This window comes from Arthrobacter sp. Z1-9 (assembly GCF_054792695.1).
This window is the reverse complement of sequence record NZ_CP096457.1, coordinates 25979-52473: the sequence shown is the minus strand read 5'-3', so window position 1 is coordinate 52473 and position 26495 is coordinate 25979. Positions and strand designations below refer to the sequence as shown.

General features: G+C 61.5%; 22 protein-coding genes and 1 pseudogene. 6 read left to right on the top strand and 17 right to left on the bottom strand.

What is annotated here, in order from left to right; genetic code table 11:
• Positions 1-169: 169 nt before the first annotated feature.
• Together M1D93_RS20245 and M1D93_RS20240 are read left to right on the top strand one after the other, a co-directional pair.
• Positions 170-888: pseudogene (locus tag M1D93_RS20245) on the top strand (GNAT family N-acetyltransferase).
• A 214-nt stretch (positions 889-1102) separates the two neighbouring features.
• On the top strand, positions 1103-1717 hold the full coding sequence (locus M1D93_RS20240; RefSeq protein ID WP_461175264.1) for an LOG family protein: 615 nt from the start codon (positions 1103-1105) through the stop codon (positions 1715-1717).
• Between the two features lie 334 nt (positions 1718-2051).
• Here the strand turns inward: M1D93_RS20240 and M1D93_RS20235 are convergent, their stop codons facing one another.
• The 3 genes from M1D93_RS20235 to M1D93_RS20225 all read right to left on the bottom strand — a co-directional run bounded on the left by M1D93_RS20235 (position 2052) and on the right by M1D93_RS20225 (position 5030).
• Complete coding sequence (locus M1D93_RS20235) at positions 2052-3062, bottom strand: hypothetical protein (RefSeq protein WP_461175263.1); 1011 nt, start codon at positions 3060-3062, stop codon at positions 2052-2054.
• Positions 3055-4269 carry a sensor histidine kinase gene (locus tag M1D93_RS20230; protein WP_461175262.1) on the bottom strand — a complete coding sequence of 405 codons (1215 nt, stop codon included), beginning with the start codon at positions 4267-4269 and terminating at the stop codon, positions 3055-3057. Before M1D93_RS20230 ends, M1D93_RS20235 begins: the two co-directional genes overlap by 8 nt.
• A 101-nt stretch (positions 4270-4370) precedes the next feature.
• A complete protein-coding gene (locus M1D93_RS20225; RefSeq protein WP_461175261.1) occupies positions 4371-5030 on the bottom strand; it encodes a LuxR C-terminal-related transcriptional regulator in 660 nt (219 codons plus the stop codon).
• Positions 5031-5298: 268 nt separating this feature from the next.
• On the opposite strand from M1D93_RS20225, the gene M1D93_RS20220 reads away from it, so the two are divergent.
• Positions 5299-5664 (top strand): hypothetical protein, encoded by a 366-nt coding sequence (locus M1D93_RS20220; protein ID WP_461175260.1) that lies wholly within the window; start codon positions 5299-5301, stop codon positions 5662-5664.
• A 420-nt stretch (positions 5665-6084) separates the two neighbouring features.
• Here M1D93_RS20220 and M1D93_RS20215 read toward each other — a convergent pair whose 3' ends face one another.
• The 11 genes from M1D93_RS20215 to M1D93_RS20165 are packed head-to-tail and all read right to left on the bottom strand — an operon-like array spanning position 6085 to position 17361.
• Positions 6085-6513: a DUF4913 domain-containing protein gene (locus M1D93_RS20215; protein WP_461175259.1), complete on the bottom strand. Its 429-nt coding sequence runs from the start codon at positions 6511-6513 to the stop codon at positions 6085-6087.
• On the bottom strand, positions 6510-8279 hold the full coding sequence (locus M1D93_RS20210; protein ID WP_461175258.1) for a type IV secretory system conjugative DNA transfer family protein: 1770 nt from the start codon (positions 8277-8279) through the stop codon (positions 6510-6512). The genes M1D93_RS20215 and M1D93_RS20210 overlap by 4 nt, the downstream gene beginning before the upstream one ends.
• Positions 8276-9865 carry a helicase HerA domain-containing protein gene (locus M1D93_RS20205; protein ID WP_461175257.1) on the bottom strand — a complete coding sequence of 530 codons (1590 nt, stop codon included), beginning with the start codon at positions 9863-9865 and terminating at the stop codon, positions 8276-8278. Before M1D93_RS20205 ends, M1D93_RS20210 begins: the two co-directional genes overlap by 4 nt.
• Positions 9866-11374, bottom strand: a complete 1509-nt coding sequence (locus tag M1D93_RS20200; RefSeq protein WP_461175256.1) for an SCO6880 family protein — start codon at positions 11372-11374, stop codon at positions 9866-9868. It abuts the gene before it with no gap.
• Positions 11361-12650, bottom strand: a complete 1290-nt coding sequence (locus M1D93_RS20195; RefSeq protein WP_461175255.1) for a hypothetical protein — start codon at positions 12648-12650, stop codon at positions 11361-11363. Before M1D93_RS20195 ends, M1D93_RS20200 begins: the two co-directional genes overlap by 14 nt.
• Before the next feature lies 1 nt (position 12651).
• Positions 12652-13401, bottom strand: a complete 750-nt coding sequence (locus M1D93_RS20190; RefSeq protein ID WP_461175254.1) for a hypothetical protein — start codon at positions 13399-13401, stop codon at positions 12652-12654.
• 21 nt (positions 13402-13422) lie between these two features.
• Complete coding sequence (locus M1D93_RS20185) at positions 13423-13692, bottom strand: hypothetical protein (RefSeq protein WP_012311500.1); 270 nt, start codon at positions 13690-13692, stop codon at positions 13423-13425.
• Between the two features lie 43 nt (positions 13693-13735).
• A complete protein-coding gene (locus M1D93_RS20180; protein ID WP_461175253.1) occupies positions 13736-14326 on the bottom strand; it encodes a DUF6668 family protein in 591 nt (196 codons plus the stop codon).
• A 36-nt stretch (positions 14327-14362) separates the two neighbouring features.
• Positions 14363-15781 (bottom strand): MinD/ParA family ATP-binding protein, encoded by a 1419-nt coding sequence (locus tag M1D93_RS20175; RefSeq protein ID WP_461175252.1) that lies wholly within the window; start codon positions 15779-15781, stop codon positions 14363-14365.
• A gap of 42 nt (positions 15782-15823) precedes the next feature.
• Positions 15824-16333, bottom strand: a complete 510-nt coding sequence (locus M1D93_RS20170) for a hypothetical protein (RefSeq protein WP_461175251.1) — start codon at positions 16331-16333, stop codon at positions 15824-15826.
• Entirely contained in the window at positions 16330-17361 is a 1032-nt protein-coding gene (locus tag M1D93_RS20165) for a CHAP domain-containing protein (protein ID WP_461175328.1), read from the bottom strand. The genes M1D93_RS20170 and M1D93_RS20165 overlap by 4 nt, the downstream gene beginning before the upstream one ends.
• 464 nt (positions 17362-17825) lie before the next feature.
• Here M1D93_RS20165 and M1D93_RS20160 point away from each other — a divergent pair, with 464 nt between their 5' ends.
• Both M1D93_RS20160 and M1D93_RS20155 read left to right on the top strand, forming a co-directional pair.
• Positions 17826-18080, top strand: coding sequence for a helix-turn-helix domain-containing protein (locus tag M1D93_RS20160; protein WP_461175250.1), 255 nt, complete (start codon positions 17826-17828; stop codon positions 18078-18080).
• A 498-nt stretch (positions 18081-18578) separates the two neighbouring features.
• Entirely contained in the window at positions 18579-20432 is a 1854-nt protein-coding gene (locus M1D93_RS20155) for a winged helix-turn-helix domain-containing protein (RefSeq protein ID WP_461175249.1), read from the top strand.
• 147 nt (positions 20433-20579) lie between these two features.
• Here M1D93_RS20155 and M1D93_RS20150 read toward each other — a convergent pair whose 3' ends face one another.
• From M1D93_RS20150 to M1D93_RS20140, 3 genes are all read right to left on the bottom strand, one after another.
• Positions 20580-21119 (bottom strand): hypothetical protein, encoded by a 540-nt coding sequence (locus M1D93_RS20150; protein WP_461175248.1) that lies wholly within the window; start codon positions 21117-21119, stop codon positions 20580-20582.
• 5 nt (positions 21120-21124) lie between these two features.
• Entirely contained in the window at positions 21125-21784 is a 660-nt protein-coding gene (locus M1D93_RS20145) for a ParA family protein (RefSeq protein ID WP_461175247.1), read from the bottom strand.
• 396 nt (positions 21785-22180) lie between these two features.
• Positions 22181-23431 (bottom strand): IS256 family transposase, encoded by a 1251-nt coding sequence (locus M1D93_RS20140; RefSeq protein ID WP_461175327.1) that lies wholly within the window; start codon positions 23429-23431, stop codon positions 22181-22183.
• Between the two features lie 1991 nt (positions 23432-25422).
• On the opposite strand from M1D93_RS20140, the gene M1D93_RS20135 reads away from it, so the two are divergent.
• Entirely contained in the window at positions 25423-26028 is a 606-nt protein-coding gene (locus tag M1D93_RS20135; RefSeq protein ID WP_461175246.1) for a DNA-binding protein, read from the top strand.
• Positions 26029-26495: the final 467 nt, after the last annotated feature.

The window sequence follows — 26495 nt, the reverse complement described above, 5'->3', positions numbered from 1 at the left end:
CCCGTGCTGATCGTCGCCGAGCACGAGGCGCCCTATCGCACCATAAGCATCCGCTCAGGGCGAGTGCCCAGCCTGCAGGCACCATGCGGGCGGCACCTTCTGCACAACTAAAACCGGGACGCAAAAGGGGCGGTGTCAGTAAACACGGTCCTCTGATCGAGAGAAAACGATGTTTACCCGAATGAACGAAGATGCCCAGCCCATCGGCCAGCCGGTGCCCGGCTGGACCGCTCGTCCGGCACCCGCACCGGTGACTCTCGAAGGAAGATTCTGCCGCGTGGAGCCACTCAGTGCTGACCGCCACGCGGACGACCTGTACGCGGCCTACTCTCTTGCTGCTGATGGCGGGGACTGGACATACATGCCCGCGGGCCCGTTCGGTCATCGAGAGGACTACCGAACGTATGTAGCGACTATGACCCAGGCGGACGATCCGATGCACTTCGCCGTTGTCGACCTCAACAGCGGCAAGGCAGTGGGTACGCTAGCGCTGATGCGGCAGGATCGGACAAACGGCGTCGTTGAAGTTGGTTACGTAGCGTTCTCGCCGCGGCTTAAGCAGACCCCACTGGCCACCGAGGCACAGTTTCTGTTAATGTCCTACGTCTTCGAGGGGCTCGGCTACCGGCGCAACGAGTGGAAATGTGACAGTCTCAACGCCCCTTCGCGAAGGGCGGCACAACGGCTCGGCTTCACCTTCGAGGGTATTTTTCGGCAGGCTGTGGTCTACAAAGGGCACAGCAGGGATACTGCCTGGTATTCCATCATTGACTCGGAAGGCCTGAGATCGGAAAGGCATTCCGGGCATGGCTCCAGCCTGGCAATTTCGACACGGACGGCCGCCAACGGCGGTCCCTGTCGGACCTACGCTCACCAGCAGACCAGTAGAGGCAGATGTGAATAACGCGGCGGCCCTGGCGTTGACCGTCAGCTTTAGTCCCGCCCCAACCTGACCGATGCCACCTGGTCACTTACGCTCCCATTGGTTCTCTTGCTGGCGGTCATCATCGTACCTACACTACTCGCAGGCGAATGCTCTCCCTACGGCACCGGACAGGAGACTCGACGCGGACAATAGATCCCTTTAGAAAGTGACTGGCAAATGAGCTCCAGCCCTAAAATTGCTCGAAGCATAGCCATCTTTTGCGGTTCCTCCGCCGGAGCCGACCCGGAGTACCTCAACGTTGCACGGGAAGTAGCCCGCAAACTTGTTGAGAATGACGTGACGATCGTCTATGGCGGGGGAACGGGCGGGCTGATGGGCGCCATTGCCGATGCGGCCCTCAAGGCAGGCGGGCGCGTGGTCGGTGTTATGCCTCGTGCTCTCATTGAGGGCGAGATCGGCCACAATGATCTGTCCGAGATGCACGTGGTGGAGACTATTCATGAGCGCAAAGCCGTCATGGCTGAACTTTCGGATGCCTTTCTTGCCCTTCCGGGCGGGGCCGGCACCCTGGAGGAGATCGCCGAGCAATGGACGTGGGCGCAGTTGGGTTTTCATCAGAAGCCATGCGCATTCCTGAATACGCGCGATTTCTACAGTCCGCTCCGCGACTTCGCCAACCGCATGGTCGACGAAGGCTTCATGAAACCCGAATACGCCCAGATGTTGATCTTCGAAAAGGAAATCGAGCCCATCCTCAACGCGTTTAGCGGCTATGTCGCACCACCCAAGAAGTGGATCACCTCGAACACGAAAGAACTAGCCGAAGCATGAACAACTACTGCACTTCTGCCTCTGTGTCGCCCAAGCTCAGGTGCTCAATGACGGTGCACCCGTTGCCTGTCCCTACCGCTGCCTGAGCTGCCGTCTTCCGAGTGCTCCATCAGGGGGCGCGGAGACGTGATCCATCCGCTTCCTAAGATCGCCCTAAGGGCTGAAGAACTGCCGCACATCTAAGGTTGAAGTACACGCCAACCTGACGTCAGACCGCCCCGCCAGCACTGTCAGAATAGGGTCCGCTAATGGATTCTTAGGCCAAGGAGCCTAAGATGCCAATCTGACAGAGTGTCCTTATTGAGCAGGCGCCTGCCGGCCCGTGCTCCAAAGGTCATTTTGGACAGATCGATGTGCTGCTCCCCGTCTCGCGAATCTCGACGTAAAACTCTTGATCGGGCAGTGCGTCATCTGAAGCAAAGATGGTGACTGCAACGTCATTTCCCGGCGGAAGGGCTCTGGCTGTGATCAGTCCCCCTGCGGCTCTGTCTAAGACGGTGATGAGTTGCGTCGATGCTTCAAGGAGTACGGCCGGGGGAAGGTCTGTCTCCCGGTCATCGCAAATTTCTACGGCTACTCCTCGGGCACGGGCGGCGCGGGCGGATCTCAAAACTGTCGCCGTAGCCAAAGCTCTCCCTCGGACCTGATCCCTTAGCTCGTCCTGTAATAGCAGGCAGCTCGTTCTATCCCGCTCCTCAATTGCACGGGCAGCAATTTTTGACAGCAGAGGCTTGGCCTTTCGCTCGAGCTCCGTCACCCACTCGTTGTGGGAGACCCAACTAGCGTGCTCCTTCGCCAGCCGCGCAGAAGATGTTCTCTGACTGGCTTCATTGGCTCTGATCTGGACATCACAACGAGCGAAGACCTTACTTACCGCGTGAGAAATGGCGACCCACATCACCGGTGTCAGGATCATGGCCAATCCGTCTACAGGCGTTAGCCCATGGAGCAGGGAGCCGCCGAAGTCGAGGACCGCAAACATGCTAATTCCTACCCAGGCTGCGACTATTTGCTTTCGGATGGCGACGGTGACCATCAGCATCTGAATAGCGCCACAGTGCCAAGCTGCGTAACCCGGGTGGTCGACAAAGGGAAGGGTGCTCTGGACAAGGACGTCCATAACTAGGACACCAATTACCGCGAAGACAGCGTGCCGGCGTGGCATTCCCCTGTCCTCTGCCGGCCAAGTCGTGAGAACCATTAGGGCCAAACAGACTCCCATCGCCACTAAAGCGGGCCAAATGGCCACGACCCGGTGGAGGTTCGCGATACCGAGCAGGATGTGGGCCGCCGGAAATGCCAGGCCCATAGCCAGGATAAGTGGGCGGCTGATTGCGTCATTCATGCCCGCGAAGGTTTTCCTTCCATGTCAGTTGCACTCTTGTGCCCGTTCCGGGCTTCGAAGTAACAGTGGCTGTGCCGTCTGCGTCGCGCATTCTGTTCAAGATGGATACCCTCAGGCCCAGCCGTTGGGCGGGGACCTTATCAGTGTCGAAACCAGGACCCTCGTCCGTGATTTCAATGACAGCTTGAGCGGCTCCTGTGAGGGGGTCGCGATCGAGAATGACCTCGACCTGGCTGCCGCCACCGTAGGCGTGAATTGCGCTGTTTCTTACAGCTTCGGCCGTTGCTTGAATCAATGCGCGGCTGGGTACCAGGGGGAGGGCCAGGGGCTCTCCCGTGCTGAAATCCGTACATGTGATCTTGGTGGGGTAGCCCGCGGTGGCACCTGTGAGGCGCCCGACGAGCTCAGCTGTGCTTATGAACGATTGCTCATTGCCCGTGCGAAGCGATTCCAACTGATCCAAAGAGTCTTTGGCCGCTTTTGCTGCGGCGTCAATCATTTCCGTTGATTTTGCCCGGGCTGCGATAGTCAGGGTAGCCATTACGGTGTCGTGGGTAAGCCCGTCCAAACGCGTCCGCTCGGTGCGCAGCGCCTCTGCTTTTGCAGCGCCAGCTGTTTTCAGAATCGCAGCCTCAGCGGCGCGATCGGCAGCGTCAGACGCCTTGCGGAGTGTGGTGATGGGACTGATGATCACCACCGCCATGGCGGCTGTCAGCAAGGCATCCTGTGCTGATTCGTACCACGCGCGGGCGTTACCGGCAGTTGTAAGCGGTACCAGGCACACAAGAGCTGAGAACACCGCACCGTATATAGCTGAAAAACCCGCATTGGAGGCGATGCATGCCAGTGCAATGCCGATACCGGCAATCCCATAGGACCAAGGCCGAGACGCTACTTGGCCGCCATGCCCAATCAGTCCTAGGTGCCATAAAAGAAAGCTGACGAGTATGAGCGCTGCCGAGATCCCTGCGGCCGTCTGCACCTGCCGACCTTGATGCCGCACTAGTGCTGTCCAGAGAATAGTTGCCGGGATGCCCACCATAAGAGCCAGGTCCCATCCGAAGGCGCTCGTAGGTATCTGTACAACAAGGTCTGGAAGGGCAAGGCCATATAAGACTAGCGAGAATATGGACACTGAACGCGTCAGTAGCCGTTCGATGTTGGTTCGAGAAATTGTCTTCGGCTCCGTGGAGTTTTTCTTTGCCACTGCCATCCTTTCCGGGGCAAGGGATGGGGGTCTAGAGGAGCTATTCTGCAAAATAAGTTGGCGATGCCATGAGGAACATCTCTGCTCTTACCGAAGAGACTTTAGTCAGGATCAACAAGGCCGTCCTCCACTGCCCGCCGCCGCAGCGCTTCCTTGTCCTTAGCCTCTCGCCCCACTGCTTCATACTTTTCACGGACACGTCGGATGTAAGTCTTTACGCTGCTGTCCTTGACATTCATTTGGGCAGCAACTTGTGCTCGTGTTCTCCCGGTTGCGTACAAGCGGAGCGCTTCGCGTTCCTGATCGCTCAAGTCAGCGATCGCAGAAAAAGCGGCGTCTCCGTCGATGGCTGCTGCCATCTGTTGATTGTCAATGATTTCTCCGTCGGCAACTCTTCGAAGGAAATTCAGAGTCCGTTCGTAGTCCTCCGATTTACGCGAAACTCCCGCGGCGCCCGCGGCCAGTGCCTCCCGAAGATCTGCAGCCTTGTCGGCTTGGCTGTACACCAAGACCTTGTACCCAGCGTTAATGATTCTTCGAACGTTGTCCCCCGGCCTGGTTCCGTCGGCGAGGGACATATCAAGGGCGACGACGTCGAACATCTTTTCTCCCCCAGCCAAGAGATCTTCGACCGTGTCGCTGGCCCGGACTACTACGACTGGTACAGGCGCAGTCTTGGCATCGAGGTAGGCCGCCGCTGCGAATCCCACCCGAAGCATCTCGTGGTCATCGACAACGCCGACCCTAATTACTGTTTTCATCAAAACCCCTATCGCGCGTAGTACGACCCATGCCGTCCCGCTAAGTATTCCAAGTTGCACGCGCGGATTTACGGATTCAGGCGTACTTCAAATGTTTGTCACCCATATGGGTGACAAACATTTGATTTACACGAAAACGGAGTCGTACGCGCAAAATGTGACCCTATTCTGGTGTCAACTGCTCCAAGTAAGGGAAGCCCGGTGCAGTCCTCTCAGTTCGACTTTCGAAGGCCCGTTCGTTCTTGAACCCACATATAAGGAGTCCCAAATGAGCAAAAGTGTCCACCCACTCAAGGCGTTTATCACCGTCCTCGCCGTTCTTGCGACGTTGATGCTCGGAAGCGTGGGCCCAGCCAGCGCATCTGTACCGACAGCATCAACAGCTGTGGTCACCACTCACGCTGCGCCGACCGCTGTCGGTGCCGTCATCGATGGCACCAAAGTCTGCGGCGGCCTGGTCAGCGCAGGGTACAAAAGCATCTACGTCGGCGCAGCCGCTATCGGATTCTGCCCGACGTGGGGATTCTTCCAAACGGCATGGGGTCGTCAAGTCGGGAGCTGGGTAACGAACGTCGGTTGCAGGATGCCCTGGTTCGTCTGGGCCGCAACAGGTGGTCGCTGGACGACATGCTGAAGTAAGGCACAAATTCTGGATTGACCTGCTGCAGGGTCTGAGCTTGGGATAGCACCGGCTCAGGCCCTGAGCTGTGCCCCTGCGCTTTTAGCGCAGTCGAAGGCCCATCTCCGGGCAAGAGTGCAGCAACAGTCAAAAACTGCTGCTGTTTAACAGAGGCAGACAGAACCCTGTTGGGCCAGTGCAGTGTTTGGGTAAAGTCCAACTGCCCACAGCCGGGGACAATCCTTGCGGGTTATCCACCGCTGCTGCTGCCGGGGGAGCTACCCCAACGGCTCCCATTTTCCAGCCGTGGATAACCCGGATTGACCCCAGCCGTGGACAGCTGGAAGTCGGCTCAGTTCCTGGCGTGTGGTCCGCGGCAGCAAAGGCTTAAGCGTGTCCCACGTCTCTTCGTCAGTTCGTGACCATCCGGCGGTGTTAGTCAAAGATTCCTGCTTCAGGGGTTATATGGGGAAGAGCAGTCTTGTCAGGGGTGGGGGTTTTGTGGCCATCGTAAGCGCATTTTTTGAACGGGCCTTCCTTGTCCATGAGGATGCGCATGTGCGGGTCTGCGTGGTTCAGCCACCAGGTGCTGACCCCGAGGGCAGGTTCGAGCCGTAGGTGTTCCCAGGCCCGCCAGATGGCTTCCATCCGAATCAGGGCTTCGGGATGTTTGTACCACTCGGGGCACCACGCGTTGGCTGCGCCTTCGTTGACTTCGCGGACGTAGGACTGGGCCAGGAGGTCAGCGAAGAACTCCACGGCGCTGGAGTACACCAGTTCCGGTTCGGGCTCAGCGTGGCTGTGCCCGCCGGCCGGGGATTGCTCCTCTTCGTCCCGGAACGCGTCCGCGAACTCTTCACTCACGCCTTGTCCTCGTCCGTCCAAGGGTTGTGGGCGGCAACAACCACAGGGGCACGCTCAGTTGTTTCCTTGGCTGCGAGGGAGTCTTTGACCTTTTGGGCGTGGGGCCCGTTCATCCAGGGAATCGTTTCGATCATGGTGGCCGGGGCGCCGGAGGCGAGCAGGATGGCCCGGAACCGTGGCAGCGCTGTCAGGTCGGCGACGGAAAGGATTTCGTCCTTGCTTTCCTGTCGGGAGGATGAGGATCCGGTTCTGCTGTGGCTGCGGGAGACGTTGATGTAGCTGTATTGGCCGATGAGGCGGGAGAGCTCGTCGAGGTAGCCGACTTCGGAGACGCCGCCGCCGTAGATTTTGACGTTGGATGCTGACCAGAGTTTCCGCATTCCTTCGAGGTTCCAGACTTCCACGCCCTGGGACCAGGACTGCAGGATGGTCATGAGGATGATGCCGCGGGAGCCGTAGTGGCTGTACTGGTCCGGCAGGGCTTTCCACCGGCAGACGTTTGCGGCTTCATCGAGGATGCCCAGCAGCGGGGTTGCGAGGCGCCCGCCGGGTTGGGAGGTGGCGTACTTTTCGGCAGCTTCGACGACGGCGACGGTCAGGGCCGTGACGAGGGGGCCGGCGGTTCCGACGCCTTCGCGGGAGAGGCTGTAAAGGGTGCCTTTGCCGCGGACGAAGTCTTCGGGGACGAACTGCGGGCGGGGGTCGTTGGCGACGGTGGTGCCCGGTGTGGGGGTGACCCATTGGCTGACGTCCCGGTCGGTGAGGCAGGAGACCATTTGCCGGGCGGTGCCATAGACGCCGGCCCGCTGCTTTTCCGGTTCCCTGATGTGGCCGATGACCATGTCTGCCAGCAGGTCAAAGCCGGCGGCGCGGAGGATGTCTGCCGGTGCTTCGTCGTGCGGGCGGGTCAGCCAGGTGTATACCTGCGTGATTGGGGCGGCGCTGAGTGAGGCGGCGAGCAGGAGGGCTTTGAGCAGGTTTTGCCCGGCGGGGTCGAAGTAGGCGTCGGGTTTTGTTCCGGGTTCCCGGGAGCCTGCGGCGAAGTGGGAGGCCATGTTCCCTGCTGTGGCTTCGTTCTTCACGTAGGAGAGCGGGTTCCACCACCAGGATGGTTCTTCCTCGGCGACGGCTTGCGGGTCGAAGACCCACACCTGCCCGGCCTCGGAGCGGATGGGGCGGGTGACGTCGACGATGTCGCGTTTGTTGGAAGTGGCGATCACCGCGCCGGGTGCGTCCAGGATGGCGGGGACGGCGTAGGAGGTGGTCTTCATCGTGCGGGGCCCGGCGATGAGGATCAGCATGTCCTCCCAGGATGCCCAGAGGGGGCGCTTCCCGGCTACGCTGCGGCCGAGGCGGACGCCGGTGGAGTTTTCCACGCCGAGGCGCACTGCCGTGGCCGTGGCGCCTTTGGTCGAGAGGTGGTTCAGGTCCTTGCCCCGGCCCATGTACACCGCTGCCTTGTCCACCCTGGTGCGTTTACTCGCGGTCCGGGACCGGACCACCAGTACCGTCACCAGCAGTGCGATCAGCACCCCGGCCAGCACGCAGGCCACTACAGTTGCTTGGTCCGGCCAGGGCACCCGGCCCTTGGCCAGCCCGGCGATCAGGTCAATCGGGTGCGCCGGCGGGGCGGCGAGGCCGGCCATCCAGGACCCGAGGTGGGCCGCGGCCCAGGTGCCGCCGCCGAAGATGGTGGCGGCGCCGATGGCGAGCCAAATCCCCAGGGCGTCGCCGAGGCCGGTTCCCTTGCGGTTCGGGGCACTCATGCCGCACCTTCTTCCCGGATTGGAGCTGCCGCATTCCGCAGGGTTTCCGCTGGATTCCACAGTCGGTTTGTGTCGTTCAGGGAGGCTTCGATGGAGGTTAAACCGATTTGGACGGGGATGCCGGGGCGGCCGCCGACTTTGATCAGGAACTTTCCCCGGCCCGGGGGTTCGACGTCGCCGCCGCGGGAGTCCCATGCGGGCGGGTCCTGCCAGGAGATGAGCTTCTGCTGTTCCTGCTTTGAGAGCGGGATCGCAGCGGTCAGCAGCGGCATCTCCGAAGCCGGGAGGCCTGCGCAGATGACCATGCCGGAACGTTCAACGAACCCGCGGGCTTTCATCCTGTCTTCCTCCGCCGGGAGGGCCAGCAGGTCGGACATGGTGTGGGAGATCATGACTTGCCCGACACCAACACTCCTGTTCAGCCGGGTGAGGGCGTCGACGCGGTCGACCATGCCTTTGCCGGAGCGAAGCGCCCGCCACAGTTCATCGAGGACGACGAAGTAGTTCCTGCGCGGTTCCAGCCCGGCGTCGGCGAGGGCGTTGGCGACGTTGACGGTCCCGAATCCGTAGGACCAGCATGCCAGCAGGACCGCTGCCTGCAGGTCGGTTTCGGTCTCGTCGATGCTGGAGACATCGAAGACCACGGCCCGGTCCCGCCGCATGGGGTTAGTGGTCTGCCGGGAGAAGATTTCGCCGAGCTTCCCTCCACCGGTCAGGCCCAGCAGGGTCGCTTCCAGCGCACGTGTTTCCTGCAGGTAGACGGTCATGTCGCCGCGGTCCAGGGCGACCTGGCGCAGCTCGGCCGGGGCCGCGGTGATGACGTCGAGGAGGTCTTTCAGGACCGGAATTCCGTCGAAGGTGTCATCGAGGACCCGCAGGGCCCGGTCAAGGATGGTCTGTTCCTGATCTGTCGGGGGTGAGTTCCGGCTGATTGTGATGAGGGAGACGACCATGTTCAGTCGCCGGCCGTGGGCGTCGGCCCGGACCCGTACGGCCGCGTCGTGGTGCCCTTGTTCTTCCAGCAGTTGGGCGACCTCGACGGCCTGGCCGGGATCGAGGATGTTCAGGTAGCCCCGTCCCCGGCCGAGTCGGATGACCTGACCGCCCAAAGCCTCGACCGCGTCGACGTGCTCTGCCTTCAGGTCCCCCAGCACGAGGGGGTGCACGCCTTGGCCGGAGAGGCCCAGGAGCATCCGTCGCACCAGCGTGGATTTTCCCAGCCCGGGTTTGCCGAGGATGAACGCAGACGGGTTGGAGATCAGGTGGGCGCGCTGGAACCAGCTGATCGGGTCGCAACAGACTGTCGCCTGGGTCTCCTCATGCCGGCCCAGCGGCACACCAATCATCGGCGAGGACGTGCCGGAGCTGAACGGCCACAACCCGCAGACCTGCACCGTCGTTCCCCGGTACTCCCGCACCGCAGGAACCAGGGCAGCTGCTCCCCCACCACGGCCGCCCCAGCCGCGTGAGCCGGGTCCCCTGACACGGCCAGGACGCGACGTCCCCTCCCCTTCACCGCTGGAAGACTTTTTTGCTGTCTTTACTGTTTTCACTTTTTTCGCTTGCAGGAACGTGTTGCGGGCCATTTAGAGGGCCTCCCTGATTTCGCTGGGCAGCAGGATGTGTTTGGGCAGCACCAGGCCCAGCGGTAAGGACGCGGCGAAAGCGGTGTCCTGTGAGCCGTAGGCGCGGCGAAGCAGGACCCTTGCGGTTCCGGAGGTTTGCTCGATCGCTGCCACCGCATCCGGAAGCCGGGTAGCGTCGGTGACCGTGGCAGTGACGACCATGCCGAAGTTCACGAGCCCGGCACCCTGGGCTTCTTCTTGGGCTGTCTGGGCCGCCGACCGGGCATCGACGAGGGCCCGGGCGCTGGGCCGGTTTCCGGAGGTGATCCGGACGTTGGCGTTGTTCTGGTCCCGCTCCACCACTGCGGCGGCGCGGGCGGAATCCATCGGGCGGTAGAGCAGGGAGACGCGTTTGCGGTCGACATCCCCGTGCGGGGCCAGCAGCCGGGACAAGACCGAAGAGTTCACCGAACCCCGTGGCGCACCCGTCATGGTCCAGGAGACAGAGAACGCGGAATCGTGCCGGTACTCGTCCCAGCCGGCCTGGGTGGCGGTGGGGCCGACCTCGCCCCAGGTCAGGGCGACCGGGGACCCGGCTGCGTGGGCTTCATCGATAATCAGCGCCGCGGGCGGGTCGTAGGCAATCCGTACGACCTCGCACAGTTCCTGCGCTGACATCGGTCGGGCGATCCCGGCTCCGGTGGACTGCAACCGGGCACCCAGCCCGGGGATGCGGGAGGCGATGTCGCGGGCGACGTCCTCCGGTTCCCGCTTCCGGGACCCTGCACGGAGGGAGGCGTTGAAGGTCAGGGATACCCAGGCCCGCACGGTCGCCGATCCTTCCGGGTAGGTCCGGATAACCTCGCGGAGGATGGCCTTGGCCGCTTCGGGGGCGTTCTCGTCAATGTTCATCTCGACTTCATTGCGCAACCGGTACCCGGAGTCCGGGGCTGTCTCCACGGTCACTGCGGCGGCTTCCAGCCCTGCCTCATCGCCCAGTCCGGCGAGCCAACCACCCCAGTTCGCCACCCACGCATCGACCTGCTCCGGATCCACGAGCGAGGCACCGTCTGGTTCGGTGGAAAAGATGACGGTGAAGTGGCTGGTGGTCGGTACGTGGAGCATTGCGAAGGGGCGGTTGTAGGAGTCGTTGAACTCATACAGGCGTGATTTCGCCGCCAGCCCCGGGAGCTGGTACATGCCCCACTCCGTCACCCCCAGCGGGCCCGAGCGGTACAAGTTCGCACCCGAGGAACGGGCGAGCCGGAAATTCATCCGGGTCGCGAAACGGTCCACCACGGACTGGCCGTGCTTGTCCTTGACGGTCAGCAGCAGGACCAGCACCCCGGCGACGGCCAGGACGCCCAGGCCCGCGAAGAGGCCCCAGATGGCAAAACTGATGATGCCCAGCAGCAGCCCGGCCATGACAATGCCGGTGCCGATAGCACCAAGGTCCCCGAGACCGGCGGACCTCGGGACCCGCCAGTTTCCGTAGGACGGTTCCTTGTATTCGGTATTAATTGCTGCCACTGGGGCCCTCCCCCGTTGAATCCTGCGCGGTCTGTTGTGCGGCCGAAGAGACCCTTGAAGCTACCTGCGCGCCGACGGCGACAGCGACACCGGTCGGACCTGCAGCCTTCGCCGCCCCCGACACGGCTCCAGCACCAGCGGTGCCGGTCCCCGCCCCTGCTGTCGCGGCCCCGACGCTTCCTGTAGTGCCCTTACCGGGCACTCCCCCGGCTCCGGACGCTCCGGCGGATCCCGGTGAAGGTTTAGCGTTGCCGCCGTTAGTTCCCCCGGGGCCTTGGCTGCCGCCAGGAGACGCACCATTCTTGGACGGCTGGCTGGGCGGGGTCGGTGACGCATTCCCGCGGCCGCTTCCGCTGCGGCCCATGGATACAGCACCAGTGGCCATGGCCCCTGCAGCAGCAGCAGCGCCCCCGCCAGAACCCGACGCGACCGCACCAACCATCGGGGTGACAAACCGCATCAAAGCCGGCAAGGCCAACAGGGCAACGATCATCAAGGCAAGGCCTGTGATGGAGCCAATCAAAGCGTTCGTGCCGGAAAACGAGCCCATGAGCTGAAACGCCACCGCGTACACGATCGCTGCAGCCGGCTTATAAAGAATGAACGCGATTGTCCAGCCCATCGCCTTCTGGAACCACTGCCGGCCCATCTCCGTATTGGTGAAAGCGGCGGTGGTGGGCAAAATGCCAGCCAGTATGACCAACATGCCGCTGCGGACGACCATAAGGACGATCTGGACCAATGACGCGAGCAGGCCGACCAGGCCCAGGATGATCAGGATGAAAACCCCGATGCCGGGCTGGTTCACCATCACCAAGAGACTCATGGCGTCCGCGAAGCCCTTGCCCTCCGTGGAGCGTTCGATGATGGCTGCTGAAAACTCATCAGTTGCGATCACCAGGATGGAGATAACTCCCAGACCTAGACCCGCAACTAGCGTGAGGGTTAGGAGAGACCGGAGCAGGTCCTTCAAGGGTGCGCCCCGCTGCTCCCAGATCATGCGGGTACCGCCAAGAATGACGGATAAAACGGCCAGCGTAAGCGTCCAGTAAGACAGTTCCGAATTAAGGAAACCCACCACCGGGCTTGCCGTCGTGCCATCCTCCGTCGTGAGGTTGGTAGTTGGCATACTTACCCAGAAGGTCGACAGAGTCGTCACCATCTGGCTCAAGCCTTCCAGAATGGACTCGGCTAGGCTTGAAATCGCGTCGTCGAGGGCTCCTGAGATGGCGTTACCGGTTTGGCAGCCAAGATCGATGATCTCGCATTCAGCCATTTCAGACGCCGGACCACGCGATAAAAGAGCTAAGGTCGCGGAGCTGAGTGATCTCGTTGATCAACTTACCTTCGTCCGATACTTTTGCTTTCCAGTCTCCGTCCATCCACCGGAGAGGAAGAACGGTGTGTGCCAAGATCCCGTTCCTGGTCTCAAAAGCTAGGTCAACATCGGCTTCCGTCGGGGTGTAAGCCTTGACCAGGAACCCTTTGATCTGAACCGTAGTATCAGTGCCCGTGGAGGGTGATGACGTTGCGGAGTCCTTCATGGCTATGTCCCGGCCGGGTCCCGGCACCAGCAGTCTGTCAGTCACCTTGGAGTTAAGTACCTGGGAATCCGAGGAGCTTAGGGCGATCATGTTGACTGCTGAATAGAGTGCTCCGGTCGGGGATCGAGCGAAGCATGAGCGGAAACCATCGCTGTCGATCACACCAGGCCCATATGTATCGGGATCGGTTGGTGTCGCCATCCTGCCGACAAGCTCCCAATTGGACTTAGGGGCAGCGCCTAGCGCTGTCTCCGAGGCTGACGGCAGGCCACAGATACTCTCGTCTGCAGAATCACCTGACGGGGCGGCTGAGGCGTTGTTTCCCGAAGGGGCTGGCCCCGGCTGTGCATTTCCTCCCCCTTTCGGGATGAGGAAGATGACGATGACCGCAGCTATCAGCGCAACCACGAGGGCAGCCGAAATGACGAATCCGGGTTTGGTAAATGGATTCTGTCCGGTGGTGTTCTGTGTCGATTCGCTCATGATGAACCTCCGAGGATTGGGTTAGACGAAGGCGCGGACGATGCCGGAGGCGCCTGTGATGATGATGCAGCCGGCGAGGACCCAGCCGAGCTTGGCAATGGATTCGCCGCCTTCGCCGCGTCGGAGCTGGATGACCATGCCGATGCCGACGATGATCACGCCCAAAACGCCGAGGACCAGGCCGATGCCGGAGGCCCAGTTCAGTACGGTGAGCAGGCCCTGTGCCTGGGGAGGCACAACAGGGGTCGGATTCGGGATGACGCTGGCGGGAAGAGCTGCGATGAAGTTCACGGTGAGACCTTTCGAAGTATGGCGCTGTAGAGCTGTTGATTGATTAGTTGGTGAGGGCTGTGAGGTCGGCGATCAGGCGTTGATACTCCCGGCCGGGTTTCCCGGTGTTGGTGTCCCCTAGCCGCCAGGACTCGACCCAAGGGAGCATCCAGAGCCGGGGGGCTCCTCCGCCGATGAGAGCTGCGAAGTCCCGCAGGGCTTTGGGTAGTTTTCCCGGTGCATCGGCCAGGACCGCGAGGCCTAGCAGGTTGACGTCGGGGGCTGCGCCCGAGGCCCATTGGATGAGGGCTCTTTGCGCGGCTTTCAGTCCGTGCATGTCTGAGCGGCAAACCAGGAGGACGGCAGGCTTGCTGAAGCCGTCTTCAAGGATGGGCCAGGCATGTTCTGTCGGGCGTGCGCCCTCCACGAGATGGCTGAGCCGGGTTTCGCCCGATCCTCCATGAACACCGGTAACCCAGACCGTGGCCGTACCGGTGACCGCGCGACGGGCGAGGCGGTCAGCCGCGTCAGGTTCCACCATCCCCAAGACCGGGCGGGTGATGATCGCCGGCGGAGAAACATGTTCATCTGCGGTGGCCGCTTCGGGCTCTGCCGTTTCTGGGCTGGTGATCCAGGGGTTCAGGGACTGTTGCATGGGTCCTCCTTTCGAAAGTCCGGATAATGGGTGGGTTTAGAAGCCTTTGGCGACGGCTGCCGCGGCGGCGAGCCATGCGCGCTGGGTGGCGGGCTGGAGGGCTTCGTAGCGGATGGGTCCGTTGACCAGCGCCGGGTCGTACGGAATCCTCACGACAGCCCGGACGAACGGTTCAAAGCCGTCCGCAATGCGCTGCGCCTCGTCCTTGGCCCGCTTCAACGCATCCCCGGACATGGCGCGCTTCGCGTCGGTGGATTCAGAGACGATCACAACTGCGTTGCGGGCCAGTTCGGCGTCGTGGCCACCACGGGATTCGAGGGTCTGCAGCGTCAGCCGGGCAGCTTCGGCGCGGTCCTCAATGGCCGTCACCGGCACGACGAGCTGGTTGGTGTGGTGAATCATCCGGCGCCAGTTCGCCGCCCGGGCAGTGTTGCCCGAGTCCATGACCACCAGCCGGTAATAGCGGGTGAGGACCTGGTGGGCGATGTCCACTTCCTCAGCCGTGACCTCGTGGTCACCTTCCTCGTTCTCATCCGAGCGCAGGACATCGAATTTGTCTGCGGTCTGGTGGTGGACGAACTTGGCAATCTCGGCGGCGTTCGTTGACGGGGAAAGCAGTTCGGTCGAGGAATCAATCAGGTCCAGGACGCTCCGGTCATGGGCGCCCTTTTCGGTCCGCCAGCCCAAGGTGCCTTGGGACTCGTTGTTGTCCCAGGCGACGGTCGCGGCCCCGCTGTAGCGGGCGAGGATGGCCGAGAGCATGACCACCGTGGGGGTCTTGTTCGCCCCGCCCTTACGGTTGACCACGGCAATGGTCCGGGGACCGGGCCAGTGCTGGCTGACCGTGCGGATATCCTCCCGCTCGGAGAGCTCTTCGGCTGACGGGTCCATCCGGAAGCCAAAGCGCGTGAGCGCACCCCGCCAGCCCTTCGTGGCAGGTTCCAGGACCGGGGCGCTGACCAGGAAGGAGGTTTCCTTCAAGCTGCGCCGGGTCGGTGCCTCCTGCGCCTCCGGGGTCGGCGTGGTTGCGGGTGTCGGGGTCATAGATGTTCCTGTCGCTAATGGGACGTTGCCCGGTACCTCAGTAATCGACCCGTCTTTGCTGGGCGCTGGGATGGATTCTGCAACCGCAGGAGCAGGCAGGGATGCTGCGGGGGTGGGAGCTTCGGCCACGCGGCGGCGGGCTTTGGCCAAGTAGTTGACGGACTCCTTAGTACCGTCCGGGTTCACGATCAGCTCACCCTGGCCATCCGGATCATCGACCTGGACCCGGACCGGGCGGTTCAGCGTCTTCGCTTCCCTGACGACGAGGGACAGGGCGTTGTCGCGGAGTTGCTGCAAGGATTCTGCCGCTTTCACATTCCGGGAGTTGCCGGCAACAACGACCTCGGCCGTGCCGTTGGCACGGACAATGGCGTGGATCTTGGGGAAAGCCGGGACATCTGTCTGGTTCATGACCATAGCGTTCTACCTTTCTGAAACGTGGAGGGGGTGGGATCAGGAATCCGGTGGTGTGAGCCGGTTGACCCTCCACGGGGATTCCTTGCCCGTGCGGAGCAGCTGCACCGAGTAGGTCCCGGCGTCGGTCGGCACCGCTGCCATGACCCCGAAGCCGTTGGCTTCATCGACGCTCAGCGTGGCCGGGCCGGTGACGCGGCTGGCGGGAATGTTGGCCGGGTCCACCGCCGAGTAATCGGCAGTCGCCTGTGGCGTGAGCCAACGGGCAAGATCATCCGCCCACTGCTTTTCCTCCAGACCGGGGCGGGCAAAGTCCGCCATGGCCTTTTCAGCAACCTCCACGGCCGCGTCCTTGCTGGCCTGATCCCAGGTAATGCCGATCGTGGCCGGGACCGTGCCTCCGGGAGCCTGCGGTCCGCTGCTGGCGCTCAGCGAAACCGGCGCGGAAGGCGTGGCGGTCGATTCTGCCGGTGCAGGCGTGGTGTTCGCTGCCGGTGCACATGCGGCGCAGAGCAGGGCTACTGCGATGAGGGCCAGGGGCTTCTTCACTTTTTCTCCTCTTGGGTGGGCAGGTACAGGAACGCTGACGGAACGGTGTTGCTGACCGTCCGGGTGTAGTAGTTGTGATCGTCCGGGGGCGGGTTGCCGTTGTAGCCCTCTTCGACGTAGGTCCCGTCGTCCTTGACTTCCTTGACCACGGCGACGTGACCGAAGGTGGGGTCCGCTCCCCCGGTTCCCGGTGCGTACCAGACGACCGCCCCGACCCGAGGTGTGGCGCCGGTGGCCCAGCCTTTGGCGTCCCAGCCGGCCTTCCACGTCAGGGCCGAACCAAGGCCCTGCCCGTCGGGGCGGAAGTTGCCATTGAGGAACTTGAACGGTTCACCGGTGGACCCCATTTGCTGGTTCACCCGCCACAGGGCGAAGTCCACGCATTCGCGGTAGAACATGCCCAGCGGTGATGCGGCGGCTGTGCTGGCGCCGACCTGCATCCAGGTAGGAGAGTCTTTCCACGGGTAGTCATCCCCGGCACCGGACTGGCCCGGGATGGCGCAGTCGCTGCCTTCGAGGGAAAACTTCCCGTCCGAGAGTGCCTGGACGAGCTTGACGGCCTCGGGCCAGTACTTCTGGTAGTGGTACGGGTCCGCGTTGCGCTGGACCTTGTTGCCGGCGATGGTCGGCTCCAGCAGCTCCCAACCTTCGACCTTTTGCAGGGCCTTGATGAAGTTCGTGGCGCTGATGGTCGGGTCCATGCGGTCCGCGTAGGAGCCCCACGCGCCGTTGTCGCGCTGCTGGAACAACCCTCGCGAGTCAGGGCCCGGTCCGTCGCCGTAATCCAGAACCCGCAGGCCCGACTCCCCCAGGGAAACCATCACCGCAATTATTAGGCCCTTGGCTTGGACGTTCAGTGTGCGGCCAGCATTCATGATTGCTGCGGCGTTCTTCAACTGCTCTGCTGAGTAGCCATCGCCTCTGATGTCTTCATCGAGAACGATGGAAACTGTGGGGCCACACGAAGCAACAGCTGGCTTTTCGGATTTGAAAAGTAGAAGGATCGAAAAGATCAGCCCAAAAAGCATGGTTGGCAATAGGACAGCCGCACCAATCACGAGCACCTTCGGTTTCACAACTCCCCTATTGCACGCAGAGCAGAGCTGAGGGGCCGAGCGCCGACCCTCAGCACCGTGTCGTTATTGGTCGTCGCCAGCTAGCGAGCCAGACCATCACGTTGTTCCTGCGGCTTTCCAAAACAATCCTCAAATCACCAATAGCTGGCTCGACTTCCATGGCCGGGGCCGATTCTCCAACAAATTGCCGAGATATGCATGTCAGGTCACGTCCATGTGGCTGTTGTCACATGCAAATGACATGCCTGTCACTTCGGCGTATAGAAAGACTAGCGGATAGTTTAATTAGCCGCTAGTCTCGAACTATGCAGGTTGTTCGAGACGTACGGCAAGATTGGCCTATGCCCCGCTATGTTCGCCCAAGGTCCGATGCCCACCTGGAACGGATAATTAACGCCTTCGGGAATCTGACAAGGGTGGCGATCATCGGCTACTTGGCCAGCCATGGCCCCGCCACCCGAGGTGAAGTGGCAAGCGGTCTCGAGATTGGAGTGGCGACGGCGAAGCATAACCTTCAGTTGCTGGCTGATGAAGGTGTAGTGATGCAAGATCCGCCCGCATCAGAGGAGCGGAGCGGCATGCGTGTTCGCTACAGTCTGGTGACGGTTGAGGTGGAGCAACGATATGCCGAACTGGGAGAAGCCCTGGGGCTTAAGTCCATCCAGGGCTGAGGCACCGACACGCCGACGCCCAGCATCCCACTTAATGCAATCTAATTGCGATTGGGTAGTTCCAGCACCCTATTTAGGAGGACTCATGGCACGCATGCACAAAGGCGACCGTCACGTTGTCACGGCAAAGATTCCAAGGGCCGACGCAGATAAGTTACGCAGAGTCGTAGAACTTACTGCTGAAACTCGGTCTGACATCGTGGCCAGGCTCCTCCATGAGCACTTACAGACCATCGATTTAGAAGCGCTCGACGCCCAAGAGACATTGCCCATGGCGAAGGCGTCATGACCATCCCAAATATTAAGAGGAGCTGCCCATCGGCCGCATCGCCTCTTAAATGACGAAGGCCCGCACGAGGCGGGCCTTCTAAGCATTTGACTCACTACCTTTTTTGCTTGCCGGCGACGAGGTAGAGAGTCCTTGAGAATCAACTCGGGCCTTGCGGTCCGGGCCTCTTCCTATCCCTTGAGAGGAATAGCATCATCGTACCCCACGAGATGCGCGCATGCACAGACTCACAGAGTCCGGGCGCGCCGCATGCACTATGCCGTCCCGCCGAAGCTTGGACCGCACTCGCTCCCTTGCTGGCTGGGCAACCTCGCATGCGTCTTTCCCGCGACGGCGGAAAGACTTACCCGCAGAAACATGAACGAACCCTAACGCCAGCGCTTCCGGCCTTCCCTGCGGCGGTCCGGATCTTCGGCAAGGACGGCACGTGCGCGGCGATCTTCCTTGACTTTGATTCCTCAGTCGTAGGTATTGACCGGGTGGAAGCCGATGTCCGCGCCGTTCAGACCTGGCTGCATTCGTGCGGTGCGCGGTGGATTGAGGACTACTCCCCTAACGGCGGCCGGCACGTTTACATCCCGCTCAAGAAGCGGGTCACCTTTTCTGAAGCACGCGATCTTGTCGAGGCCTTAGGTAACCGTCACCCTAGCCTGGATAAGTCCCCTCATCAGAACCTTTTGCACGGCTGCATGCGGACTCCAGGTTCTCCCCACAAGCGCGGCGGCCACCAAGAACTGGCTATGAGCCTCAGCATGGCTTACGACGTCGCTCGACGGCCCAACTCAGCCTCCGTATGGGCTGCCATGAATGCCGATTTAGCCGGGGAGATCAACGCCGTGCGTGCGCTGCGTCTGCAACAGACGTTCTCGCAGACGGATGTCGAGGCACCCAAAATTCAACACCCCAGCGGCCGGATGTCCCGGGTTATGCAACAAATGGCACAAACAGGACTCTATGACGCGAACCGCTACGCTACCGACTCAGATGCCCGGCAAGCAATCCTCGTCGCAGCAGCGGCGGCGGGGATGGAACTGACAGATGTCGAACGCCGGATGATGCAGGGGACCTGGCCGGGATTGGCCTCTTTCTATGCCCGCTACGCCTCCCGGCACAGAGGCAAAGCCTTACGCCGCGACTGGCTGGAAGCGATCACATATGTATTGAAAAACCCGGGATCCAGAGCAGGAAAGAACAATGCCCATATATCCCCCACAAGCCAGCCAACTACACACGCCCCCGCCCAGGGGAACCAAGCGAACTCGCCCCCCACTAATGCCGACGCAGAGCACCGGCACATCAGAACATGGCGCAACGCGCTCAGACTAAAAGAGCATGCCTACCTCGATTCGAGGACCGGACTGGCCCGCAGAATGGTGCTGAGATCACTCGGGGAGGCTGCACACATGACAGCGTCGAGGTTTGTGGAATTCGGCGTCAGGTCCATCGCGATCGCTACCGGACTTGACCACACGACTGTCGGGTCCCATCTGAGAGCGTTGCGCGACGAGAACGACGGCTTGGTAACCCTGGTCGAAGAAGGCCGTGGCACCAAAGGTGATCTCTACATGCTTACCGTGCCGGAGGATGTGAAGGCGGCAGCCGAGGACTTGACGTGGCAGAAGGGGAAGATCCATGCCATGAGGCCGGTATTCCGCGAGCTTGGTCTGCCGGCGGCTTTCGTTTACGAGGCGTTGGAGCACTCCCCCGGTCTGTCGACGGCGGGAATCATTAAGCTGACTAGGCTCTCCAGGACGGCTGTTAGCGAAGCGCTCGAGGTAATGGCCGCGTGGAACATGATCGCTCGGGATAACACAAGAGCCTGGTCAGTGGTAACTGCGACGTCGTTGAAGGACCTTGCCGAGTACTTCGGCGTCGTGGAGGCTGTCGCTGCGCAGCTGCAGCGCTACCGGATAGAACGAATTCTCTGGCGGGAGTGGCTGTCCAGGAACGTTAATACCGTCGCCGAGCTCCTTTCCCCCGATGAGAACTATCCGTGGGAGGAATTCGAAGGTCCGCCGGACGAGTGGGCCATGACGGACATGGCATTCACACGGGCAGGATGATCCATCCAAAATCACTCCAGCCGGTTCTGCAATCTGGTACTGACGCACTCTGTTTGTCCGGTAGTCCCGGACTAACAGAGTGCTAATGTCAATCGTCCGCAAGTGCCAGGCTCACCTTGGCTAGGGGACGTGACACTTCAGATGTATTCAAGCCCTTGGGGTTAGGCCTAACGCAACGCGGAGCTCATCCTCAGTGGAACCAACCAACTCCTTCTGGCGTTTCAGCAGCAGGTCTACGGCAACTCGGATCAATGTGTTGTCCGTAATCCGCTCACCCTTTTCCTTGCGGGCGCGTTGAACCCTAGTAGCTAGTACTGTCAGCTCGTCGGCCTGGTCTGCGTGCAGCCGCAATTCCTTGCGGACCAGCTGTGTGTAATGGGTATGGCTGGAAACAGTAGGTCCCTCAAGCTCTTCTGCCGCTTGGGTCGAAGAGGGATGCACAATGGCCTTTTCGTGCTTGGCCGTAATCTCCGGCCCCACTCCCCCACTTGACTCTGTTGCAGGGTCAGCAGCCGGAACGGGCGTGGCAGCTTGTTCTGTCGAAGGGGCTTGTGAGGCATTATGCAAAGCAGCGGCCTCATGGACAATATGCAGGGTAGGTGCCTCTCCACCGAGGTCAATAGGAGGGGCTTCCTTAATCTCACGTGTCTGGTTTGCAAAGTTCTTGAACCCACCTTTGAGCGCCATTGAGTTCAGCCCTTCCTGGTCTTGGCCCAGAGACTAAACAGTTCCAGGGCGACGTCTTTGTAATCCATAGTTGCTTTCTCAGAGTTGCGGGTCTTTTCGTAGGAAGTGACCACAGTCCCGTACATTGGCGCCCGCTCGTGTGCCTTGTACGCGCGAACAAATGAGTTGCATACAAGGATTCCCTGCTCTCGCAACATCTCCTGGGCGTCCAGCGCGTCCTGCGGGGAACGCGAGTCGGCCTTTGTAACCACGACTCTGTAGTCCAGACCGGAGGGTTGGACTATCTTTTCGAAAGTGTAGACGAGAGGCAAAAGGGCCAAAGGAGTGGCTTCTGTAGGCATCACAATGAAGTCCGACTGGCTAACGATGGCCTTGAGCACTGAAATGTTTTCCAAGTTACCTGGGGTGTCGACGAAGACAGTGTCATAGTCGAGATCGCGCATTTGTGTGAGCGCTTCGGGATCCGTTTCAGTCGCAACGTCGAACTGCAACTGCTCCTTCTCAGGGAGTTCCTCTGCGTTCGTTGCCCACATGGTTACTGAACCTTGCGGGTCGGCGTCGACGACAAGCACCTTCGAGCTCTGGGCGGCAACGGCGGCCAGATTCATCACCGTGGTGGTTTTTCCCGCGCCGCCTTTTTGGTTGACGACAGATACGACTCTCATGAGTGCTTCCTTAAGTTCGGTTACCGTGGCACTCGGACCGACTGCGGATTGGGACTCCACCAAAGTTGCACAACCAGAAAAGGTTGGGTCAGCTCCATCAAACGGAGAGAACATCTTTTAGTCGCCGGCAAGCGCTACGCCAAAATTACCAGTCCCACTCCCCCACAGCTGGATGAACCGCCGTAGACGCACAGAGTCGGTGACTGCGTTCCTCTGTAACTCCATGACTACGTAACTCTGTTAGTCCGCCTATACCTTTGCAAGGTGGCCACTCCCCCAGGGAGTTTCAAAGTCCCTTTTGATGGGTGCCACCGTCGGGCATCGCCACGACGAGTAGTTTGTGACGGCGTCACCGGGACTGTCCGATAAACGGTGTGTGGAGTCCGGCCGGTTTCATTATTGAGTGGTTCTTTCGAACCGGCCCGCGAAGGTAATTGCGAACGCGTTTAGCGCAGGCTTCCACCTCATCACCCAGCGTGCCCGGCCACCGCCGGTTGGATCAAGAGATCTGGTGACCAGGTATAGGCATTTCAGGGCAGCGGTTTCATTCGGAAAGTGCCCGCGGGCCCTCACCGCCCTTCGGTAGCGGGCGTTGATCGACTCGATCGCGTTCGTCGTGCAGATGACCCGTCGGATCTCCACGTCGTACTCCAGGAAGGGCACGAACTCTGCCCAGGAGGATTCCCAGAGCCGCACGATGGCCGGATATCGCTGGCCCCATTCGGCTGTGAACTCGGCGAACCGGTCCTTCGCCGCTTGCTCGGACGGGGCCGTGTAGACGGGCTTGAGGGCCTTGACGATGCCGTCGCGGTGCTGGCGTCCGGCGTAGCGGAAGCTGTTGCGGATCAGGTGCACGATGCACTGCTGCACGACCGTTCGCTCCCAGGTGGTGGTGATCGCCTCGGGCAGGCCCTTGAGCCCGTCGCAGACGGCGATCAGCACATCTTCCACGCCCCGGTTCTTCAGCTCGGAGAAGACCTGCAGCCAGAACCGTGCACCCTCGCCACCGTCGCCGGCCCAGATGCCCAGAATCTCCCGCTCCCCGTTGGTGGTGACTCCCATGACGACGTAGAACGGGGTGTTGCGCACCTGCCCGTCACGGACCTTGACCACGACCGCATCAACGAACAGCACCGGATAGAGCGAATCCAAAGGCCGGGCTGACCATTCGGCCAGTTCCCCGGCGACTTTCTCCGTGATGCGGCTGATGGTGTCTTTAGAGACTCTGGCCCCATAGACCTCCTCAAAGTGCGCGGCGATCTCCCCGGTGGTCAGCCCCCGGGCGGACAGCGAGAGCACGATCTGATCAATCCCGTCCAGACGCCGTTTCCGCTTGGGCACGATCACCGGCTCGAATGACCCGTCCCGATCCCGGGGCACCTCAATCTCGACCGGACCGATCTCGGTCAGCACGGTCTTCGACCTGGTGCCGTTGCGCATGTTGGCTGCGATCGGTGTCTGGCCGTGCTCGTGCCCGAGGTGCTCGGTCAGCTCGGCTTCCAGCGCGGTCTCGAGCACATTCCTCGTAAGCTGGTTCAGCAGCCCGCCCGGGCCCACCAGGCTCACGCCCTGCTCCTTGGCCTGCGCGAGCAACCGCTCCGCAAGCTCCTTCTGATCGATGATCTCTCCCGTCACAGGATCGATCATCACCCCTGTCATCTCGGTCGTGGACTCTGACACGGCCGTCTCCTTTCGGATCAGGCCGGACTCCACACACCGTTATTCAGACAGTCCCGCGTCACCTACTGTGCTCTGTGTGTCGCGGGTGGCAGGGTCCAGAGGGGCCGCCGATGCTCCCAGGTCGGTGCCGTGAGATGCCCCAGAGTTACAGACTCTGTAGTTTGTACCGGCCCACGCGCCGCTACTTGCGGACTCTGGGAGTCCCGTAAACAGACTTCGTGAGTTCGTGAGTTCGTGAGTGCCGGGGTGTCTCTGGGTCCGGGGGCCGGGCTCCGTGGCGGTGGGTGCAGGGATTCTCAGAGTCTTGACTCTGGTGGTTTGGGACTCGCGGACTCTGGGAGTCACGTATAAACAGACTTCGTGAGTCCGTGAGTCCGTGAGTCCGTGAGTCCGTGAGTGCCGGGGGTGTCTCTGGGTCCGTGACTCCATGACTACGTAACTCTGTTAGTCCGCTTATACCTTTGCAAGGTGGCCACTCCCCCAGGGAGTTTCAAAGTCCCTTTTGATGGGTGCCACCGTCGGGCATCGCCACGACGAGTAGTTTGTGACGGCGTCACCTACTGTGCTCTGTGTGTCGCGGGTGGCAGGGTCCGGAGGGGCCGCCGATGCTCCCAGGTCGGTGCCGTGAGATGCCTCAGAGTTACAGACTCTGTAGTTTGTACCGGCCCACGCGCCGCTACTTGCGGACTCTGGGAGTCCCGTAAACAGACTTCGTGACTTCGTGACTTCGTGACTTCGTGAGTGCCGGGGTGTCTCTGGGTCCGGGGGCCGGGCTCCGTGGTGGTGGGTGCAGGGATTCTCAGAGTCTTGACTCTGGTGGTGTGGGACTCGCGGACTCTGGGAGTCACGTGTAAACAGACTCCGTGACTCGGTGAGTCCGTGAGTTCGTGAGTTCGTGAGTGCCGGGGTGTCTCTGGGTCCGGGGGCCGGGCTCCGTGGTGGTGGGGTGCAGGGATTCGCAGAGTCTTGGAGTCTGGTGGTTTGGGACTTGCGGACTCTTGGAGTCACGTATAAACAGACTTCGTGAGTTCGTGAGTTCGTGAGTTCGTGAGTTCGTGAGTTCGGGAGTGCCGGGGTGTCTCTGGGTCCGGGCGGCCGGGCTCAGGGATTCGCAGAGTCTTGGAGTCTGGTGGTCTGGGACTTGCGGACTCTTGGAGTCGCGTACAAACAGACTTCGTGACTTCGTGACTTCGTGAGTTCGGGAGTTCGGGAGTGCCGGGGTGTCTCTGGGTCCGGGCGCCGGGCTCAGGGATTCGCAGAGTCTTGGACTCTGGTGGTCTGGGACTTGCGGACTCTTGGAGTCGCGTACAAACAGACTTCGTGACTTCGTGACTTCGTGAGTTCGTGAGTTCGGGAGTGCCGGGGTGTCTCTGGGTCCGGGCGCCGGGCTCAGGGATTCGCAGAGTCTTGGACTCTGGTGGTCTGGGACTCGCGGTCTCCGGGAGTCACGTACAAACAGACTCCGCGAGTTCGTAAGTTGGGGGGTGCAGGGAGTCGCAGTGTCTTGGACTCTGGTGGTCTGGGACTCGCGGTCTCCGGGAGTCACGTACAAACAGACTCCGCGAGTTCGTAAGTTGGGGGGTGCAGGGAGTCGCAGTGTCTCGGGCCCTGGTGGTGTGGACCTCGCGGACTCTGGCCCACGGATAGGGCCACCCTATTGCCAATCTACGGGCCGGCTTGAGTGCCGGCGAAAGGTCCTGTCCTGGTCCTGTCCGCCATCGGCCGGCCAAACGCCCCCGTCCTTCCCAGTCGCAGCAGGGATGCCAGCAGTTGTTTTGTCGACCGGTTGGGGCCCGTTCGCTGATCGACGTGCTGAACAGTGAACCTCGCTAAGGGAACGCGGCCGAGAGGCCCAGGGGACGAGCCGCGGGGGGCAACAATCGGACGGATAGTAGACTGGTAGTAGTAGTAGTAGTAGCATTTCTACTCCTACTACTACTCTTTCGAAAGGTCCCGCCGTGGCCCCGAGTGTGAAAGACCGTGTTTTTACTGCTGCCGAACAGATCAGTGCTGAGCGGCGGCCGACCGTGTCCACGGTGCGCGCGGCGGCGGGAGTGAGCAATGCTGATGCCACGCGCTATCTAAAGGAATGGGTGGAGGAAAAGCAGGCGGCCGGGGGACAGGTCGCAGCGACACCTGCGGCGATCTTGGAGCAGGCGGCGCGCTTGGCGGGTGCGTGCTGGGCGGAAGCGTCTGCTGCGGCGAACGAGCGGCATGCCGCCGCCGAAGCGGTCTGGGTCCAGGAGAAAAAAGAGCTGAACGAGGAAGTCGCCGAATTGGTTGCTGACCTGGACAAAGCTACGGCTGAGAAGGAATCCGCTGTCGGGGAGCTGACGGCGCGGATCGCGGAGCTGGAAAACCAGTCCGTCGTGGTTGCAGAGCAGCTGGAACAGGCACGGTCCGCGCGGCGTGAGGCAGCAGCCGTCGCCACGGCGGCAGGGACCCGGGCGGCGGCCGCGGAGGCTCGGGCAGGCGCCCTCCAGGAAGCCCACGACGCTCTGCTGCAGCGCGTCACCCCGGAAACCCGACGGAAGGAATCACCCAAAGGCGAGACGGATGCCTAGAGAAGAAGACAACCGCCCTTGCCTAAGCCCACAAGCGTAAAGGGGCCGAAACCCCCCCGTAGCTCTCTAGCAGTGATGGGGAGAGCCGGGCCCGTGTGGACAACGAACAAGACGAAATGCAGCACCTAGAGATAGGACCAAGAGTCCAGGGCGAAGCGGACAGACGAGGCTAAACCAGGTAAAGGTCCGGCACCGGTGTCCTTCCCCAGAATGCTGTCCGGTGCGCCCAGGTTCAGGAAATCCTGAACCTGGGCGCACCCGCGGTCTATGCCCTGGTGAGAAGCGGGGAGTCGAGGGGCCGCGCAGTTCAGTGGACGCAGTATTTGGCGCGTCCGGGAAGACGATCTTGCGGCATACATCGACGCTGCCTACGAAAGGACCGCGCAGAGCATAGCCTCAGGGCAAATCTCGGACGGCGAACCTACCACTGATATTTAACTACTCAGCCGGCCGTGGACGGCACCATT